Source organism: Nocardia arseniciresistens (genome assembly GCF_046764875.1).
In the GTDB taxonomy this organism is placed as follows: Bacteria; Actinomycetota; Actinomycetes; order Mycobacteriales; family Mycobacteriaceae; genus Nocardia; species Nocardia arseniciresistens.
Genome location: NZ_JBKORD010000004.1, coordinates 239,079 through 255,938, shown reverse-complemented (window position 1 = coordinate 255,938; position 16,860 = coordinate 239,079). Strand labels below are relative to the sequence as shown.

Sequence of the window (16,860 nt, the reverse complement as noted above, 5' to 3'; positions counted from 1 at the left end):
ACCATAGTCAGCGACGCTCGCCGGTGCGTGAAGGGTCGCACCGAACCGGTCGGTCCCCACGTTCGCGCCGATTAGCGGACAATCAACTGGTGACCGCCATCGATGAACCCATCCTGTCCTATCTCACCGATATGGACGGCGTGCTTGTGCACGAGGACCATATGATCCCCGGCGCGGACAAGTTCCTGGCGGAGCTGCGCTCCAACAAGATCCCGTTCCTGGTGCTAACCAACAATTCGATCCGCACACCGCGCGACTTACAGGCACGGCTGCGCCACACCGGACTGGACATCCCACAGGAAGCGATCTGGACCTCGGCACTGGCCACCGCGACCTTCCTCAACGACCAGCGCCCCAACGGAACCGCCTATGTGGTCGGCGAATCCGGGCTCACCACCGCGCTGCACGAGATCGGCTACGTCCTCACCGACAGCGACCCCGACTACGTCGTACTCGGCGAAACCCGCACCTACTCCTTCGAGGCGATCACCACCGCGATCCGTCTCGTCGACCGCGGCGCGCGTTTCATCGCGACCAACCCGGACGCGACCGGCCCCTCCCGTGACGGCCTATTGCCCGCCACCGGCTCGGTCGCCGCCCTGATCACCCGCGCGACAGGCCGCGATCCCTACTACGTCGGCAAGCCGAACTCACTGATGATGCGCTCGGCGCTACGCCGCATCGGCGCCCACTCCCAGTCCACCGTGATGATCGGCGACCGAATGGACACCGACGTCATCTCCGGCCTCGAAGCAGGCATGCGCACCATCCTCGTCACCACCGGCATCTCCACCCGAGCCTCCGTGGAGCAGTACCCCTACCGCCCGACCCTGGTAGTCGACTCCGTCGCCGACCTGGTCGGCCGCACCGGCACCCCCTTCGACTAGCCGACACCAACCGCGCGAGCGGCACACCACCGAGCGTGCCACTCGACGGTTGCCACAGTCGTGTCCGTCCTGAGATGCGTTCGGGGCGATCAGGATTCGGTGGCGGCGATCGCGTCGAGGGCAGCCGCCAGCTTGGTCAAGGCGTCGACGGTCGAGGCGAGTTGTTCAACGCCGAGTTCGGCTGTGAGGCGGTCGGCGAGGACGGCGTGCTGAGGATTGATGCGCGCTATCGCGGCGCGGCCCGCGTCGGTGACCATGACCAGTTTCGCGCGGCGATGGGCCGGGTTCGGGCGATATTCGGCGAGTCCCTTGTCCACCAACAGATCCGCTATGCGCTGCACGCTCTGGCGGGTGATGCCCATCTCCCTGGCGATGCCCGCCACCGGAAGCGGTTCGCGCAGCACCGCGCCGAGCACCTGCCACCAGGCCGCCGTAATGCCCGCCGGCCGCGCCATTTCCTCCGCGATGGCGAGGAATTGGCCGTTGAGCCGGAAGGTGGTGATCGCGGCGGAGCTGAAGAGCTCTTGTTCGGGTGTGTCACTCATACCGTGAAATCGCCTCTCAGTGGGACGCCCCCGCCATCTGCGCCTCGTACTCGGCCAGGACCGCGTAGCCCGCCGGATCACTGTGTGCGTAAAGCCGATACCAGCCGTCGAGCACATGCGGCTCGTACACCCCGAGCCTGCGCAATACCTCGCGGGCGAACTCGAAAGGCGCGGTCGCGCTCGCGGTGATCAGATCGCCGTCGGTCACCGCTGGTTCGTTCAAGTAGCGGTCGCCACCCGAATATCCGCTGTAGGCAAGGTATTCCGCGACATTGCTGGTGTGCGCACGAGTGTCGAGCAGACCCTCCTTCGCCAGTCCGAAAGTCGCACCGCAGATGGCCGCGACCGGAACGCCCGCGTCGAGGAACTCCCTCGCCTTGCGCGCGAACGGAACGAGTTCGCCGGAGTCCCAGGTTTCCGCGCCGGGCAGGATCAGCATCGCGCTGTCCGCGGGGGCGAGGTCGGCGAGCGCCACATCCGGCACGATCCGCATTCCACCCATGGTGGTGATCGGTTCCAACGTCGGCCCGACAGTCTCGACCTGGAACTTGCCGGGCTCCTTGTGCCAAGTCTGCTTGTTGATATGCGCGGTAGCGGCACCCACCTCCCAGTCGGCGAGAGTGTCGTAAACGGCCATGTGCACTGTCTGCGTTCCCATGACAGTATCCTGTCATGTTTGACAGGATACTGTCAATTGCGCGATCGAAGAGCCGCCTCCGAGTCGCTCAGTCGGTGCGCTCGATCTCCGCGAGGTGAGCGATATTGGCTTGATCTTCAGAGGCAGAGCTCGGGTCCGCCCCGAACCAGGCGTCGAGAATCTCCGTCAACACCGCACTCGAGGTCGTACGCAGGCTCAGCGCGAGAACATTCGCGTCGTTCCACCTGCGCGCACCGGCGGCGGTGAAGGCATCGGCGCACAACGCGGCCCTGATACCGGCCACCTTGTTCGCGGCGATGGACGCACCGGTTCCGGTCCAGCAGCAGACGATGCCCTGTTCGGCCCGCCCGGCGGCGACATCGCGCGCCGCCGCCTCACTGGCCCAGGCCCAATCGTCGCGCTCGGTCGCCGATAGCGCGCCGTGCACAACCGGCTCCAGCCCACGCCTGCGTAGCTGCTCGACCAGCTCCTCGGCCACCCCGACACGTTCGTCCGCCGCCACCGAAATTTGCATATGTCCAGGGTAAGGGCCCGGCGTTGCGAGCACAGCAGGTCGGCGAACAGGACACCGTCGTAGCGCTTCGGCGCGACGAGGCCCCGCTCGCCGAACGGAACTCAGCTCAGCGCGTGGTCCAGATCGTCGAGGAGGTCCTCGACGTCCTCGAGGCCGACCGAGATGCGAACGACACCGTCGGTCAGACCGATGGTGGCGCGCCCCTCCGGGCCCATGGCACGGTGGGTGGTGGTGGCCGGGTGGGTGATCAGAGACTTGGAGTCACCGAGGTTGTTGGAGATGTCCACGATGCGCAGTCGGTTGAGCACCTCGAAGGCGCGCTTCTTGCCTTCCCCCTCGGGCGAGTTCAGCTCGAAAGTGACCACCGTGCCGCCACCGCTCATCTGCTCGGCGGCGAGCGCGTGCTGCGGATGTGACTCCAGGAAGGGGTATTTCACCCAGCTGACGGATTGGTTGCCCTCGAGGAACTTCGCGATGCGCAGCGCGGATTCGGTCGAATGACGCACCCGCAGCGGCATCGTCTCCAGCCCCTTGAGCAGCGTCCACGCATTGAACGGGCTCAGCGCGGGACCGGTATGGCGCATCAGATTTTTCACCGGGCCGTCGATGTAGTCGTGCTCGCCGAGAATCGCGCCACCGAGCACGCGGCCCTGGCCGTCGATGTGCTTGGTGCCGGAATATACGACGACGTCGGCGCCGAGTTCGAAGCCGCGCTGCAGCAGCGGGGTGGCGAAGACGTTGTCCAGCACCACCTTCGCGCCCGCCGCGTGCGCGAGCTCGGTGACCCTGCGCACGTCGACCAGCGTCTGCATGGGGTTGGCCGGTGTCTCGAAGAACACCGCCTGGGTTGGCACCGACAGCGCCTGCTCCCACTGGTCGAGGTCGTCGCCGTCTACGAAGACGGTCTCGATACCCCAGCGCGGCAGAATCTCATTGCACACCACGAAGCAGGAGCCGAACAGACTGCGCGCGGCCACAAGTCGATCGCCCTTCGCCAGTAGCGCACCCAGCGCGGTGAAGACCGCGGACATGCCGCTCGCCGTCGCGAAGCAGGCTTCGGCGCCGTCCATCAGACGCAGCCGCTCTTCGAACATGGCGACCGTCGGGTTGCCGTAGCGCGAGTAGACGAAGTGTTCGACCTCGCCGGTGAAGGCGGCCTCGGCGGCCTCGGCACTCTCATAGACAAAGCCGGAGGTCAGGTACAGGGCCTCGGTCGTCTCCTCGAAACCGGAGCGGCGCAAGCCACCTCGCACACCGAGGGTCGCGGGACCGACGCCTTCGGGCAGCGGCTTGTCGAAGGACCCGCCGGTGATCACGACTGCCGCCAGGGGAGTCCGATGGCACGCCAGCCGGAACCGCCGCGATGGCCGGTGGCGTCGAGGCCGCCCTCGAAGCCCTCGAGCACGTTGTAGGACGGTTCGATCCCGAGGCCGGTCGCGAGGTTCGCGGCATGCGCGGAACGCTGGCCGGAGCGACACAGGAACACCACGGGGGTTTCCTTGCCGCGGCCCTCGAGGGCTTCGGTCAGCTGCTGCTCGAACGCGCTGTTTCGGGTGCCGGTGCCGTCGACCCACTCGATCAGCACGGTCGGCCGCTCGATCGAGGTGGTGTCGGGAACGCCGACGAAGCGCCATTCGGCTTCGGTGCGCACGTCGACGAGGACGGCTTCGGGGTTGTCCCGCAATAACTCCCATGCCTGCTGCGGGGTGATGTCACCGGCATAACTCATGTGGACCTCCTGTGAATCCGCTCTTGCCGCACCTGGGTTTCGGTGCGCGGCCAGGTCGTCACCCGGAGCACCCCGCCGCGGAGGAGGGTTGCCGACCAGCAAGCCGGGGCTTGACGCTGATTCTCATGACCTGGTTCTGAGATTGCCTGGGCGGGGGTCGCCCTGTCAAACACCAGTTCACGACATGGGACGCATCAACCGCAGATGAGCCAGCCGTCGCCGGATCGCGTCAGATTCCAGGTAGCGGGCGTCTGTTTGCCGTCGACATCAGTGGTGACCGTGACCTTCGCCCTGTCACCGTCGACCATCGGATTCTCGATTTTGGTTATCTCGACCGACTTTCCGGTTTCGAGGCCACCGAGCTGAACTGTCAGCGACGACTTCCCCTCGTCGAATCCCTCGCATGCCACACCGGGCGGCGGCGTGATCTCGGAACGGCCGCGCGCATCCGCGTAGTTGCGAACCGCCGCCGCGATGCGGTCGGCTTCTGTGACATTTTTCTCAGCGGGGGTCAGCAGCCCGCCGAGCACGATCGCGACGATCACGACGACCGCGACCACCGCGGCCGCGATGAACGGCCACGCCGAGCGGGAGTCGGTCTGATCGATCTCGATAACGTCGTCGCCTTCGGCGGCCTGCTGGTCGGTCATGTCCACATGATCCCTGGTCGGCGGGGTTATCCGGCGGCCGCCCCCGAACTCGGCGACACGCCACCGATGATCAGCGTCACGTCCTGGTGTGCGACCGTTATCTCGGGGCACACAGTGGGTACGCAACGATGGACTGGCCCGAGAGGGATCCGGCCGGTCACCGCACCGGCGCGGGTGACCCATCGCAACACCGATAGAATCGCGAGACTGCGGCCTGCTGTCATAGCCGATAGGCCAGCGAGCCACTGCGCCGAGTTAGCCTAGGCTAAGACTGACGCCATAAACTGTTTTCGACCATAAGGTGCGCGTAAGAGATGACCGAACAGAGTGCAGCGACCCGCCCGCTCCGCATCGCGATCGTGGGTGCGGGGCCGGCCGGTATCTACGCCGCTGACGCATTGATGAAGTCCGATGCGGAAGTGTCGATCGACTTGTTCGAGCGTATGCCTGCCCCCTTCGGGCTGATTCGCTACGGCGTCGCGCCGGACCATCCGCGCATCAAGGGCATCATCACCGCCCTGCACAAGGTGCTCGACAAGCCGCAGGTTCGCCTGCTCGGCAACATCGACTACGGCACCGACATCACCCTCGACGACCTGCGCACCTTCTATGACGCGGTCATCTTCTCCACCGGCGCCAACGCCGACAGGGCGCTGGAGATCCCCGGCATCGGCCTGGACGGCAGCTACGGCGCCGCGGACTTCGTCTCCTGGTACGACGGGCACCCCGACGTGCCGCGCACCTGGCCGCTGGAGGCCGAGAAGGTCGCCGTGCTCGGTGTCGGCAATGTCGCGCTCGACGTGGCGCGGGTGCTGGCCAAGACCGGCGACGAACTGCTGCCCACCGAGATCCCGCCGAACGTCTACGAGGGCCTCAAGGCAAACAAGGCGATCGAGGTCCACGTGTTCGGCCGCCGCGGTCCGGCCCAGGCGAAGTTCACCCCGCTGGAACTCCGCGAGCTGGACCATTCCCCGACCATCGAGGTCATCGTCGCTCCGGAAGACATCGACTACGACGAAGGCTCCGAGGCCGCGCGCAGGCACTCCAAGCAGGTCGACATGATCTCGAACACCCTCGAGCAGTGGGCCATCCGCGACGCGGGAAACCGGCCGCACCGGCTGTTCCTGCACTTCTTCGAGTCCCCCACCGAGATCATCGGCGAGAACGGCCAGGTCGTCGGCCTGCGTACCGAGCGGACCCAACTCGACGGCACCGGCAACGTCAAGGGCACCGGCGTGTACAACGACTGGGATGTGCAGGCCGTGTACCGCGCTGTCGGCTACCTGTCGCAGAACCTCACCAACCTGCCGTTCGACGACCAGGCAGGCACCGTGCCCAACGAGGCCGGTCGCGTGATCGGCGACGAGAACGCGGACGGCGCCGAGCGTTACCTGCCCGCCACCTACGTCACCGGGTGGATCAAGCGTGGCCCGGTCGGCCTGATCGGCCATACCAAGGGCGATGCCAACGAGACCGTGGCCTGCCTGCTCGACGACAGCACGAACTTCACCCCCGCTGCCGAGCCGGAGCTGGACGCGGTGACCACGTTCCTCGAGGGCAAGGGCATCCCGTTCACCACCTGGCAGGGCTGGTACCGCCTCGACGCGCACGAGCGCGCACTCGGCGAGCCCGAGGGCCGCGAGCGGGTCAAGGTCGTCGAGCGGGAAGACATGCTGCGGGCCAGCGAGCCGAACAAGGTCTGATCGTCGCGGATGGGGAGGCGGAAAGTCCGACACTGAGGCATTCTGTACACGTGTTCGATGCCCACCTCCACATCTTCGACCCGCGGTTCCCGCTGGCCGAGAACGAGGGTTACCTGCCCGACCCCTTCACCATCGCCAACTACCGAAAGCGCATGTCGCGCTACGATATCGGCGGTGGTGCCGTGGTCAGCGGCTCCTTCCAGGGCAGCGACCAGACCTATCTCGAGGCCGCGCTCGCCGAGCTGGGTGACGGCTGGGTCGGCGTGACCCGCCTCGATCTCGACGCCACCGACGAGGAGATCATCGAACTCGACCGCATCGGCGTGCGCGCGCTGCGCTTCAATCTCAAGCGCGCCGCCGCCGACATCACCGGCATGACTCTGCAGGCGCTGCGCGCCCACGAGCTTGTCGGCTGGCACGTCGAGGTCTACATCGACGGCCAGATGCTCGGATCACTCCAGCCCGTCATCTCCAAACTCCCCGCCCTCTCCATCGACCACCTCGGCATGTCGGCGGAGGGCCTGCCGTACCTGCTCGACCTGGTCGACCGCGGCGCCCGGGTGAAGGCAACGGGCTTCGGTCGCGTCGCCATGAACGTCGCCGACACGCTGCGGCGCATTCACGCCGTGAACCCGGAAGCCCTCATGTTCGGCACCGATCTTCCCGGAACCAGGGCGGGCCGCCCGTTCATGGATTCCGACGTGGACCTGATCTGCGATGTGGTCGGCACCGACATGTCCAAGGTCCTCGAAGACAACGCCCGAGCCTTCTACCGCCTCCCGGCACGAGCGCGTACGATCCCCGAACCCCCACTCCCCACCACACCGATATTCCGATCGGATCAACCGACGTTGCCGCTGCGCCGAGTCGAACGTCTCGAACGCGAAGTGCCGGACACGATTCCGTTCCCGATCGTCGAATAGTCCACACCGGTAGCTACGGCGATGACTGAACTCGCCGCCGACACGAACTGATTGCGAACCGGCAGCTGGAGCTCCCAGCTCGCTTGCCGAGGACCCGGCTTTTGCCAGCACAGCATCAGTTGCTGAAGGTTTGCTGAATCAGACCTCCGAGCCGTCGGATGTTTTTAGAGGAAAGTCTTGCCATAAAAGTGGACGCTTGATATGTTCCCTCCGTCACCATCTATACCTGACTGTGACTTCCCCCTCATGCCTAGGATTCCGGCGGCTGAGGGGTGCTCGAACATGCTCACAAAGGAGATTCATTATGGGTTCGTTGAGCGACCTAATCGGCGCATTGATTCCGGCCCTGGGTTCCGCTGTCGCAGGTGATGGCCTGTGGGCCGTCTTCCTCGGCTCGCTCGGAAATATCGTTAAGTAAAGAAAAACCAAGAAGTCAGGAGAAACACATGGGATCGCTCATCGATATTCTGGGCCTCGGAACGGCTAGCGCCGGCTCGATCGGGACCACGCTCATTAATGCGCTCGTCAGCCTCAGCGGTGGCACACCCGCTCCCGGAAAATAATCCGGTAATCAATGGTCGGGGGTTCATCCGGATCTTCGGATGGACCCCCGAATTGATGTCATAACCACTCGGGCGATTCCAGGAGACTGATCTGTTGCGCGGCTTTGCATATCTGGTGGCATACCTATCGGCATCCGCAATGCTGTGGGTTCTCGCCGCGCCGACCGCATCCGCCTCCGCGGCGTGGCTGGTGAGTCGAACTTCCAAGCCCGGCCAGTTGGTTGAAATCAGTGTGTACTCGCCGTCCATGGATCGCGCGATACCGCTACAGGTGCTGCGTCCGAGGAACACGGATCTACCGGCTCCGACGTTGTATCTGCTCAACGGCGCGGGCGGCGGCCAGGATGCCGCGACGTGGCTGGCGCGCACCGACGCGGCCGCGTTCTTCGCCGACAAACAGGTCAATGTCGTGATCCCGATGGAAGGCGCGTTCAGCTACTACACCGATTGGCAGCAGGTCGATGAGGGCCTGGCCGCGAAGCTGGGCAACAACGGCAAGAATATGTGGTCGACCTTCCTCACCGAGGAGTTGCCACCGGTGATCGACGCCGCGTTCGCGACGACCCGCGTCAACGCCATAGCGGGCATATCCATGGCGGGCACTTCGGTACTCGATCTCGCGATCACATCGCCCGAGCTCTACCGCAGCGTCGCCGCGTACAGCGGCTGCGCGATGACGAGTGACCCCATCGGGCAGGCGATCATCACCCTCGTCATCAGCCTCGGCAAGGGAAACGCGAAGAATATGTGGGGTCCGACCGGCGGCGATGGCTGGCGCGAACACGACCCGTACCTGCACGCGGACCGTCTGCCGAACATTCCGATGTACATATCCAGCGGGTCCGGATTGCCCGGCATGCACGACACCCTTGCCGATCCCAGCGTGAGTGAGGACACCCGGCTACTGGCGAACCAGGTGATACTCGGCGGCGGTATCGAATCGGCGACGAACTATTGCACCGCCGAACTCGCCGAGCGGACCCACGAACTCGGCCGCACCAATATCACCTATGACTTCCGCTCGGTAGGCACCCACTCGTGGAGCTACTGGCAGGACGACCTGCACAAGTCGTGGCCGATGCTCGCGGCGGCGATCGGACTGTAAGGCGCTCTCGCGCCTCAGTCGCGACGCGCGCCGATCGCCTCGGACAGCTCGTGAAACGCCCGCACCAGCAGGTCGCCGTAATGCTCGGGGTCCGGCATCATCGCGGAATCGACACTGTATGAGATCACGAGTTCTTCGCCCTGCGAGGTGATCAGGTGACGCAGGCCGTCGCCGTCCATGATCGGAAGCACCCCGAATACGCTGACCACCGGCGCACCGAGGAATTCGAGCCGCTCGCTCACCGGCGGCACATTGCTGATCGTGGTGTTGGTCAGCGGCACCGTCTCGACGTCGTCGAAAACCCGCTGCGACCTGGCCCAGCCTGCCAACCGCAGCAGCCACGCGGGAGAGGTCTGCACGCGAGACTCCTTGCGGATCACCGCGTCGTCGGCGTAGCGATGCTTTTCGTGCCCCGCGGAAATCCGGATCTCGCGCAGGCGGTCCAGCGGGTCGGTGCTATCGGTATGCAGGTCAACCGACATCTGGCAGAGCTGATTCACCGAATTCCATTGTGCGATACCGCGCATCGAAATCGGGACCATGGCGGCGAGCGACGCGGTCGGTGCCTCGTCCTGCTCGGCCAGGTAGGTCGAGAGCGCGCCGGACACCACGGTCAACATGAGGTCGTTGACGGTAATACGTTCGGCGAACGCGTTTTTCGCGTCGAGCACCGCCCGCAGCGGAATGGCAACCAGGTCGAAGGTGAGGTCGGGACCGACACGGCGATTGAAGCGGGTGGCGGGCCGAAGGGCGATCGGTTCACAGATCGCGTTCGCCGCGGCGCGTGCTGCCACCGTTTTCGCGGCCGAGCGGGTGCGAATCAGCCCCCCGGCGAAGCGTGCGCACCGATAGGGAAGGACGCCGACGGCGCGAATCAGGGCGGCCGAGGCGGACCATGCACGGCCATCGACGACAGGGACGGACGGCGGGAGGCCCCTGCCGCCGAACAACATCAGCTCCAGTTCCCGAGTGGCGACACCGTCGCCGACGCTGTGATGAAACTTCAGTACGACGATCGTCACCGCGGAATTTCCTGGAAAGCCGACAACTTGTTCGAAGATGTGGATCTCCCACGGCGGCCGCGAAAGATCCATTCGCGTCGACGCGATATCACCGATCTGTCGCCGAACGTCGGGCCAATCGAGCAGTTCCGGCCCGCTGACCCGCACGTGATCACTGCTGTCGAAACCGGAATCGGGCACCCAGTACGGCAGATCGATATCCCCTGACATCCGCTCTAGCCGCCGATGAAAAAGCTTCGAGCATCCGAGACGATCCCGCACCCAGGCCCGCACCTGCTCCGAACTCGGCGACACAGCCCCGTCTGCGGATGGGTCGAATACGTAGGCCGCGACAATATTCGAAGGATGCCGCTCGAACTCGTCGTAGACGAACACGGCGTCGCGTGGCGTCAATTGTTCGGCGGTGACGCGAAATCCGGCCTCGGCGGCAGTGACCACCTTCGTATTCATACTCACTAACTCCTGCTTCACATCAGTAATGTGATATGCCTATTACTTCGAATCGAAGGCATCGAGACGCTCCTGTTACCTTACTCGTTGCTAGCAAACTATGTTTGCTGAGGCATCCATCAACCCGCGCTCGGCGCGGAAAACGCGCCTGGGCTAGGTCAGGATTACGCCGGCGAGCCAGACTCCGGAGGCAAGCAGCGCACCGAAAAGCTCGATGAGCATGGAAAGTCCGACGCCTTTGAGCGCGTGAACTGTCGCCTGCCAAGCCTTTTGGTGCTCACGCAGCCGATGGAATTCCGAAAGATAGACGCCGAGAACGAATCCCACGAACAGGCCGACGATCGGGATGACGAAGAAACCGACGATCCCAAGGACCGCGCCGAAGAACAGGGCCCGATTGGAGACCCCCGCGTCCTTCATCTTCCGACCGGGCCAGGTGTATTTGATGATGCCGGAGAGCACCAGGAACACCGTGCTGACAGCGAAGACGGTCCAGGCGGTGGCGCCGCCTTCGACGAAGGCCCAGACCGCGATGGCACCGAAGATCAGAATGACCCCGGGCAGGATGGGGACGATAATCCCAAGCAACCCGACGAGAATTACGAGGCCGATCAGTACTAAAAACCACCCCTGGCTTGCGTACGTTTCCACTGGTGAAGCCTATAGCCGACCGTCGCCGTGCGCGAGATAGCCAGCTGGCGCCCAGGCGGGCGACGCTCAGGGAGGCGGAGGTAACCCGGTGAGGCGAGAATCGGCCATTCACCACTGCGGAAACGCTGCGATTCAAGCGGATTGGGTGCGGGCACCGAGTTCCAAGAACGTGCCGCCGCATGACAGTTGATGCCGCCCACGACGAACAAATCCGGCTTGGTCTTCGCTCACCTCGTGGACACCTCAGGCAATCGACTCGCTATCGTCACCCGCCACCGGCGGCCTAAGCCCTAGTAGTGGTGCGTCGTGATGCGGCACACCACCCCGCGAAGTGCGAATGAAGGCGGCCGGTTCGTCGGTGCCCAGGGCGGCAGGCAGGCGCACTGTCTTATCACTGATATCGGCAAACTTGTTGAGGCGCAGGCAGTCACGAAGCTTCGCACCGAGAACGGCAGGTCACGGGGACGGCACCGAGCGATTCGACCGACACGCTCTCAGGTCGCCTGATCGGTCTTGCGCGGCCTGCCCCTGCTCTATTTCGGGTCCACGTAGCATGCGCCGAGAACCTGTTGCCAGCCGACAACAGGTCCGCGTTCCCGCGACCATATCTGACATTCCGCTAAGCATCAGCTACTACTATCGCCGTGGGTGCCATGCCAGGAGGCCACGGCGCAGTAGAGCAGTCGGACATCACAGTGAAAGGGAAATTTCATGCAGCGATCCAGTCTCTACCGTGCGCTCGCAGTCACCGCGACCGCCGTCGTCGGCGCGCATCTCATAGCCGGGGGCACTGCGTCGACACAGCCGTGGGCCGGTAGCGGTAGCGCCGAGCAGTTCACCCTTGCCGCAGACAAGTCGGGGCACCGATGGGCGTCCGCCGCGTCCGCCACCATAACGCCCGGGGTGCAGACCAACACCCAGGGTGCGAGACAGTGCACGGCGAACTACACCTTCGTCGACGATGCCGGCAACGTGTACCTCGGTCAGGCCGCGCACTGCGCAGGTACGGGTATCGGCAACCTGAGCGACCCCGACGGCTGCACCGCCGACAGTCTCCCCCTCGGCGCCGAGGTAACCTTCAACCGCGGCGGCCTACCGATGTCCCCGGGTGAGTTCGTCGGCACCGGTCATCTGGTCTATAGCAGCTGGCTGGCCATGCGGCAGAACGGCGAGCAGGACCGCAATACCTGCGCCTACAACGATTTCGCGTTGGTGAAGGTCGCCCCCGAGGACGTCGGAAAGGTCAACCCGAGCGTGCCGTACTGGGGTGGTCCCGTCGGCATAAACCTCACAGGAACCGGCATCGGTGACCGCGTTTACGGTTACGGCAACTCCGCCCTGCGGTTCGGAATCGCCGAACTGTGCCCTCGTATCGGCCAGAGCAAGGCCAACGGGCTTGTTGCCGCCGGCTGGACACACGCGCTGACCGTGGCCATGCCAGGGATACCCGGCGACAGCGGCAGTGCCTTCCTCGACCGCAACGGCTATGCCCTCGGCACGCTGTCGACTCTGGGCATCGGTTTGCCGATCGTCAACAACATCGGTGACATGAGCCACGAACTTGCTTACGCCCAGGCACATTCCGGCATCTCGGGAATCTCGCTGGTCCTCGGCACCGAACCGTTCGACCCGAACCGCTGAGAGGAGTTCCGCGCCGTTTTACCCCTTATCTCCGGAGACCTGGGCACGCGCGGAAATCGGGCCGATGCCTTGGCAATCACCACAGACCTCCTGATCGTGGCGCATTGCCATTCGACGTTATTGTCGTACTGTCAATACAGCCTCCTGGCCACTGTCCGGAGGACGCACAGCGGGATCAACGACGAACCGAGGTAGGGCGTGAGCACACCAACCACCGCCACCAAGCAGGGCCCGCTCGCGGGCATCAAGGTCATCGAGCTGGCCGGTATCGGACCGGGGCCGCACGCGGCGCTGCTGCTCGCCGACCTCGGCGCCGACGTGGTGCGGGTACAGCGCCCCAACCTGCTCCCCGGCTTCATGGAGCGGCCGCAGTGGCGTGGGCGCACCATTGTCGAGGCGAATCTTAAGGATCCGGCCGACATCGAGAAGGTGCTCGGGCTTGTCGAGAAGGCCGATGTCCTGATCGAGGGCTTCCGGCCTGGTGTCACCGAGCGCATGGGTCTCGGACCGGAGGCCACACTGGCACGCAACCCCGGTCTGGTCTACGGCAGGATGACCGGCTGGGGTCAGGACGGCCCGCTGGCCGAGCGCGCGGGCCACGACATCAACTACATCTCACTGACCGGCGTGCTCAACGCGATCGGCCGCAAGGGTGAGCGCCCGGTGCCGCCGCTGAACATGGTCGGCGACTTCGGCGGCGGCTCGATGTTCCTGGTGTTCGGCATCCTGGCGGCGCTCGTCGAGCGGCAGAGCTCCGGCAAGGGACAGGTGATCGACGCGGCGATGATCGATGGCGCGCTTGCCCTTTCCCACATGATCTGGGGCATGCGCGGCATGGGCCTGTGGTCCGACGAGCGCGGCACCAACCTGCTCGATACCGGCATGGCCTTCTACGACACCTACGAGACCTCCGACGGCAAGTACATGGCGGTCGGCGCGATCGAACCGCAGTTCTACGCGGAACTACTGAAGGGCCTCGAGATCGATCCAGCGGGCCTACCGATGCAGATCGACCCGAACGGGCAGGATCAGCTGAAAAAGCTGTTCACCGAGAAGTTCAAGACCAGGACCCGAGACGAGTGGGCCGAGATCTTCGACGGCACCGACGCGTGCACCACCCCCGTCCTCACCTTCACCGAGGCCGAGCAGAACCCGCACATCGTGGCGCGCACCGGCCTGATCGAGCTCGACGGCGTCGTCCAGCACGCACCGGCCCCGCGCTTCTCCCGCACCCCGAGCAGCACCCCCACCCCGCCGCCGACGGTGCCGACTCCGTTCGAATCCGTCTGGGCCGACTAGGAATTCATCGGCACCCAGATCGGCGCGACTAATGACGAGTCCAGTCGGGCTGAACGAAGTCGGCTATTCGCGCCTCGGACGGGTCTCGACCGAGTAGGACGACCTCGCGGAACTGCCAGAGCATTGCACCGGTTGGGGCGTGGATCGTCATCTGATCGCCGAGCCGCATCTGAAGCAGGCCGGGGCCTTCCAAGGCGGGTAATGGCGCGTCGTCACGAAGTGCGGATTGGCGCACCGCCTCGCTGGGGTGAACCCATCGGGGCGTGTCGTCGGCGGCCAGTCGAGTGAGATCCACCATGTGGACGGAGTGGATCTCAGCTGGGCTCGGCGTCAGGTCCGTCATATCGGCGAGAACCGCCACGAAGGGCGTGATCACGAATCCCGATGCGGCGGGGAAGTCGTCGAGCCTGCCGAGAAGATCGGCGGGGGTCGCGGTCAAACCGAGTTCCTCGTGCAGTTCACGCAATACGGCCTGCTCGGCGGTTTCACCATCATCGAGTCGACCGCCCGGCAGCGCCCACTGTCCGGCATTGCGGCCACGATAGGCGCGCTTGATCACGATCACCGACGGTCGGCCTTCTGCCTGTCGCACCACGCACAGCAATACGGCAGCGCGACGGATTCCGGGAGCGTCCGGAACTTCGATATAGGGAAACTCGCTCAGCCGCTCGCTCGCGAGCAGGCGGAAGTCATCGACGTTCTCGGGGACACGCGGTCCCGTGGTGGGGCCCATACCGTCGATACTGCCGCACCGCTCCGGCGACGGCGGTCTCAGCGCCCACCCACTGGGCTACTGCCGGATGTTCTCGCGAGCCGCATCTGACACCGCCGTCGGCTTGCGGGTCGGCAGCTGGGGTCAGCGGTCGGCAGCGCGAGCCAGCACAGCCAGCAGCCACCGGCGCGAGCCAGCTTCACCGGCACGAGCCAGCAGTCACCGGCACGAGCCAGCAGCCAGCAGCACGAGTCAGTAGCAGGTGAGCGGCTGGAGTGGGTCGGCCGCTCGGGGGGTCAGCGCTTGATAGGCGGCGGCGATCGACTTGACCGCGAGTTGGAGTTCGGGTTCCGGGTGCGTGAAGGGCAGGCGGAGAAAGCGTTCGAATGCGCCCTGGACGCCGAATCTCGGCCCTGCGGCCAGTAATACGCCGTGGTTGGGGGCCGTTGCGGCGAGTGCGGTGGAGACGGGTGCAGGCAGCTGAGCCCAGACGGACATGCCGCCAGAGCCGGTGGTGACGCGCCAGTCGGGGAGTTCCTCGGCGAGGGTCGCGAGCAGGGCGGCGCGCTGGGAGAGCAGTTGCCCGCGACGGCGGTCGAGGATGGTCTCGGCGTGCTCGAGCAGATAGGTGGTTGCCAGCTGGTCCATCACGGGGGTGCCGAGGTCCACGGTGGAACGGATGCCGAGCAGTTTGGTGATCAGCGCCTGGTTCGTGCGAATCCAGCCGACGCGCAAGCCGCCCCAGAAGGACTTCGAGGCGGAGCCGATGGTGACGATTTCGCTGCCCTTGGCAAAGGCCGCGACGGGCGGTGGCGGGGTGGCGTCGGTCAGGTGCAGGTCCATCATCGACTCGTCGATCACCACGGTCATGCGGGTGTCGCGCGCGATGGCCGCCAATTCCGCGCGGCCCTCCGCGTCGAGCAGCAACCCGGTCGGGTTATTGAAGTCGGGCACCAAATAGGCCAGCGTGGCCGCGGTTTGCCGTGCGGCACTGCGTATTCCGTCGAGGTCCCAACCCGATCCCGGTGTCTCGGGGCGCAACGGCACCGGCACCGGCCGGGCGCCGACATCACGGATCGCCTCGATGGCGTTGGGATAGGTGGGGTGATCGATCAACACCCGGGCCGCGGGCGCGGTGAGCACGTTGAGCAGGAGCCGCAGTCCGTGCTGCGCGCCGAGGGTGATCAGGATCTGGTCCGGCTCGGTGGGCAGGCCGCGCTCGGCATAGCGGCGAGCCACCGCCTCGCGCAGCGCGAGCACGCCGACCGGGTCCATGCCGTGCGTCAGCAGGTACGGCGGAAGTCCTTGCAGTGCAGTCGAATACGCGTCCTGCATCTCCAGCGGCGCGGCCATCGCGGCATAGGTCATGTCGACGGTCGGCAGTTCCGGCTGCGCCATCATCGCCAGAATGCTGCGTGCGGGCCGGGTGCCGTCGTGCTGGATGGCCGGCGGAAGGGCAACGGTGCTGCGTGAACCCTGGCGGCTGATCAGGTAGCCGTGCTCGCGCAGTAGCGCGTAGGTGGAGGTGATGGTCGTGCGGCTGACGCCGATGGTGGTCGCGAGGTCTCGTTCGCTCGGCAGCGCGACACCCAACGGCGCCCTGCCGTCGTGGATGAGCAGCCGGATGCCCTCAGCAAGAGCCAGATACGCCGGGCGCGCGGACCTGCGTGCGTCACCGGTTTCCCCGTTTTCGTCCGCACTGCGCCACTGGCCCAGATCCCGAGCCAAGCTGGCGGCACCGATCACTCTTGTCGACATAAAGTCCAGTATCAACCAAGTGGATATTTAAATGCAAGGCCAGTCGGCGC

16 protein-coding genes and 1 riboswitch are annotated in these 16,860 nt (G+C 65.3%); of the genes, 6 read left to right on the top strand and 10 right to left on the bottom strand.

Features of this window, described 5'->3' with window-relative positions:
- Positions 1-131: 131 nt before the first annotated feature.
- Positions 132-887 (top strand): HAD-IIA family hydrolase, encoded by a 756-nt coding sequence (locus tag ACLMAJ_RS08935; protein ID WP_412013272.1) that lies wholly within the window; start codon positions 132-134, stop codon positions 885-887.
- 89 nt (positions 888-976) lie between these two features.
- Here the strand turns inward: ACLMAJ_RS08935 and ACLMAJ_RS08930 are convergent, their stop codons facing one another.
- The 6 genes from ACLMAJ_RS08930 to ACLMAJ_RS08905 all read right to left on the bottom strand — a co-directional run bounded on the left by ACLMAJ_RS08930 (position 977) and on the right by ACLMAJ_RS08905 (position 4,983).
- Positions 977-1,432: a MarR family winged helix-turn-helix transcriptional regulator gene (locus ACLMAJ_RS08930; RefSeq protein ID WP_412013055.1), complete on the bottom strand. Its 456-nt coding sequence runs from the start codon at positions 1,430-1,432 to the stop codon at positions 977-979.
- Positions 1,433-1,448: 16 nt separating this feature from the next.
- Positions 1,449-2,090 carry a type 1 glutamine amidotransferase family protein gene (locus tag ACLMAJ_RS08925; RefSeq protein ID WP_412013054.1) on the bottom strand — a complete coding sequence of 214 codons (642 nt, stop codon included), beginning with the start codon at positions 2,088-2,090 and terminating at the stop codon, positions 1,449-1,451.
- Between the two features lie 67 nt (positions 2,091-2,157).
- Positions 2,158-2,604, bottom strand: coding sequence for an RpiB/LacA/LacB family sugar-phosphate isomerase (locus tag ACLMAJ_RS08920; RefSeq protein WP_412013053.1), 447 nt, complete (start codon positions 2,602-2,604; stop codon positions 2,158-2,160).
- A 101-nt stretch (positions 2,605-2,705) separates the two neighbouring features.
- The gene (locus tag ACLMAJ_RS08915; RefSeq protein ID WP_412013052.1) at positions 2,706-3,920 is read right to left on the bottom strand and encodes an O-succinylhomoserine sulfhydrylase; all 1,215 of its coding nucleotides are present in this window, start codon (positions 3,918-3,920) and stop codon (positions 2,706-2,708) included.
- A complete protein-coding gene (locus tag ACLMAJ_RS08910) occupies positions 3,917-4,333 on the bottom strand; it encodes a rhodanese-like domain-containing protein (protein WP_412013051.1) in 417 nt (138 codons plus the stop codon). The genes ACLMAJ_RS08915 and ACLMAJ_RS08910 overlap by 4 nt, the downstream gene beginning before the upstream one ends.
- Before the next feature lie 14 nt (positions 4,334-4,347).
- A riboswitch (SAM riboswitch) is annotated at positions 4,348-4,464 on the bottom strand.
- Between the two features lie 63 nt (positions 4,465-4,527).
- Positions 4,528-4,983, bottom strand: a complete 456-nt coding sequence (locus ACLMAJ_RS08905) for an Rv0361 family membrane protein (RefSeq protein ID WP_412013050.1) — start codon at positions 4,981-4,983, stop codon at positions 4,528-4,530.
- Between the two features lie 314 nt (positions 4,984-5,297).
- On the opposite strand from ACLMAJ_RS08905, the gene ACLMAJ_RS08900 reads away from it, so the two are divergent.
- The 3 genes from ACLMAJ_RS08900 (at position 5,298) to ACLMAJ_RS08890 (ending at position 9,277) form a co-directional block, all read left to right on the top strand.
- Positions 5,298-6,686: an FAD-dependent oxidoreductase gene (locus ACLMAJ_RS08900; protein ID WP_412013049.1), complete on the top strand. Its 1,389-nt coding sequence runs from the start codon at positions 5,298-5,300 to the stop codon at positions 6,684-6,686.
- A gap of 50 nt (positions 6,687-6,736) precedes the next feature.
- Complete coding sequence (locus ACLMAJ_RS08895) at positions 6,737-7,609, top strand: amidohydrolase family protein (protein WP_412013048.1); 873 nt, start codon at positions 6,737-6,739, stop codon at positions 7,607-7,609.
- A gap of 702 nt (positions 7,610-8,311) precedes the next feature.
- Positions 8,312-9,277, top strand: a complete 966-nt coding sequence (locus ACLMAJ_RS08890) for an alpha/beta hydrolase (RefSeq protein ID WP_412013271.1) — start codon at positions 8,312-8,314, stop codon at positions 9,275-9,277.
- A gap of 14 nt (positions 9,278-9,291) precedes the next feature.
- On the opposite strand, the gene ACLMAJ_RS08885 is transcribed toward ACLMAJ_RS08890, so the two are convergent.
- Entirely contained in the window at positions 9,292-10,749 is a 1,458-nt protein-coding gene (locus ACLMAJ_RS08885; RefSeq protein ID WP_412013047.1) for a wax ester/triacylglycerol synthase family O-acyltransferase, read from the bottom strand.
- A gap of 153 nt (positions 10,750-10,902) precedes the next feature.
- Positions 10,903-11,400, bottom strand: a complete 498-nt coding sequence (locus ACLMAJ_RS08880) for a DUF456 domain-containing protein (protein ID WP_412013046.1) — start codon at positions 11,398-11,400, stop codon at positions 10,903-10,905.
- A 711-nt stretch (positions 11,401-12,111) separates the two neighbouring features.
- Here ACLMAJ_RS08880 and ACLMAJ_RS08875 point away from each other — a divergent pair.
- Positions 12,112-13,041: a hypothetical protein gene (locus ACLMAJ_RS08875; RefSeq protein WP_412013045.1), complete on the top strand. Its 930-nt coding sequence runs from the start codon at positions 12,112-12,114 to the stop codon at positions 13,039-13,041.
- Between the two features lie 198 nt (positions 13,042-13,239).
- Positions 13,240-14,340 (top strand): CaiB/BaiF CoA transferase family protein, encoded by a 1,101-nt coding sequence (locus tag ACLMAJ_RS08870; protein WP_412013044.1) that lies wholly within the window; start codon positions 13,240-13,242, stop codon positions 14,338-14,340.
- A gap of 28 nt (positions 14,341-14,368) precedes the next feature.
- On the opposite strand, the gene ACLMAJ_RS08865 is transcribed toward ACLMAJ_RS08870, so the two are convergent.
- Positions 14,369-15,073: an NUDIX hydrolase gene (locus ACLMAJ_RS08865; protein ID WP_412013043.1), complete on the bottom strand. Its 705-nt coding sequence runs from the start codon at positions 15,071-15,073 to the stop codon at positions 14,369-14,371.
- A gap of 231 nt (positions 15,074-15,304) precedes the next feature.
- Positions 15,305-16,810, bottom strand: coding sequence for a MocR-like transcription factor YczR (gene yczR / locus ACLMAJ_RS08860; protein WP_412013042.1), 1,506 nt, complete (start codon positions 16,808-16,810; stop codon positions 15,305-15,307).
- Positions 16,811-16,860 lie beyond the last annotated feature (50 nt).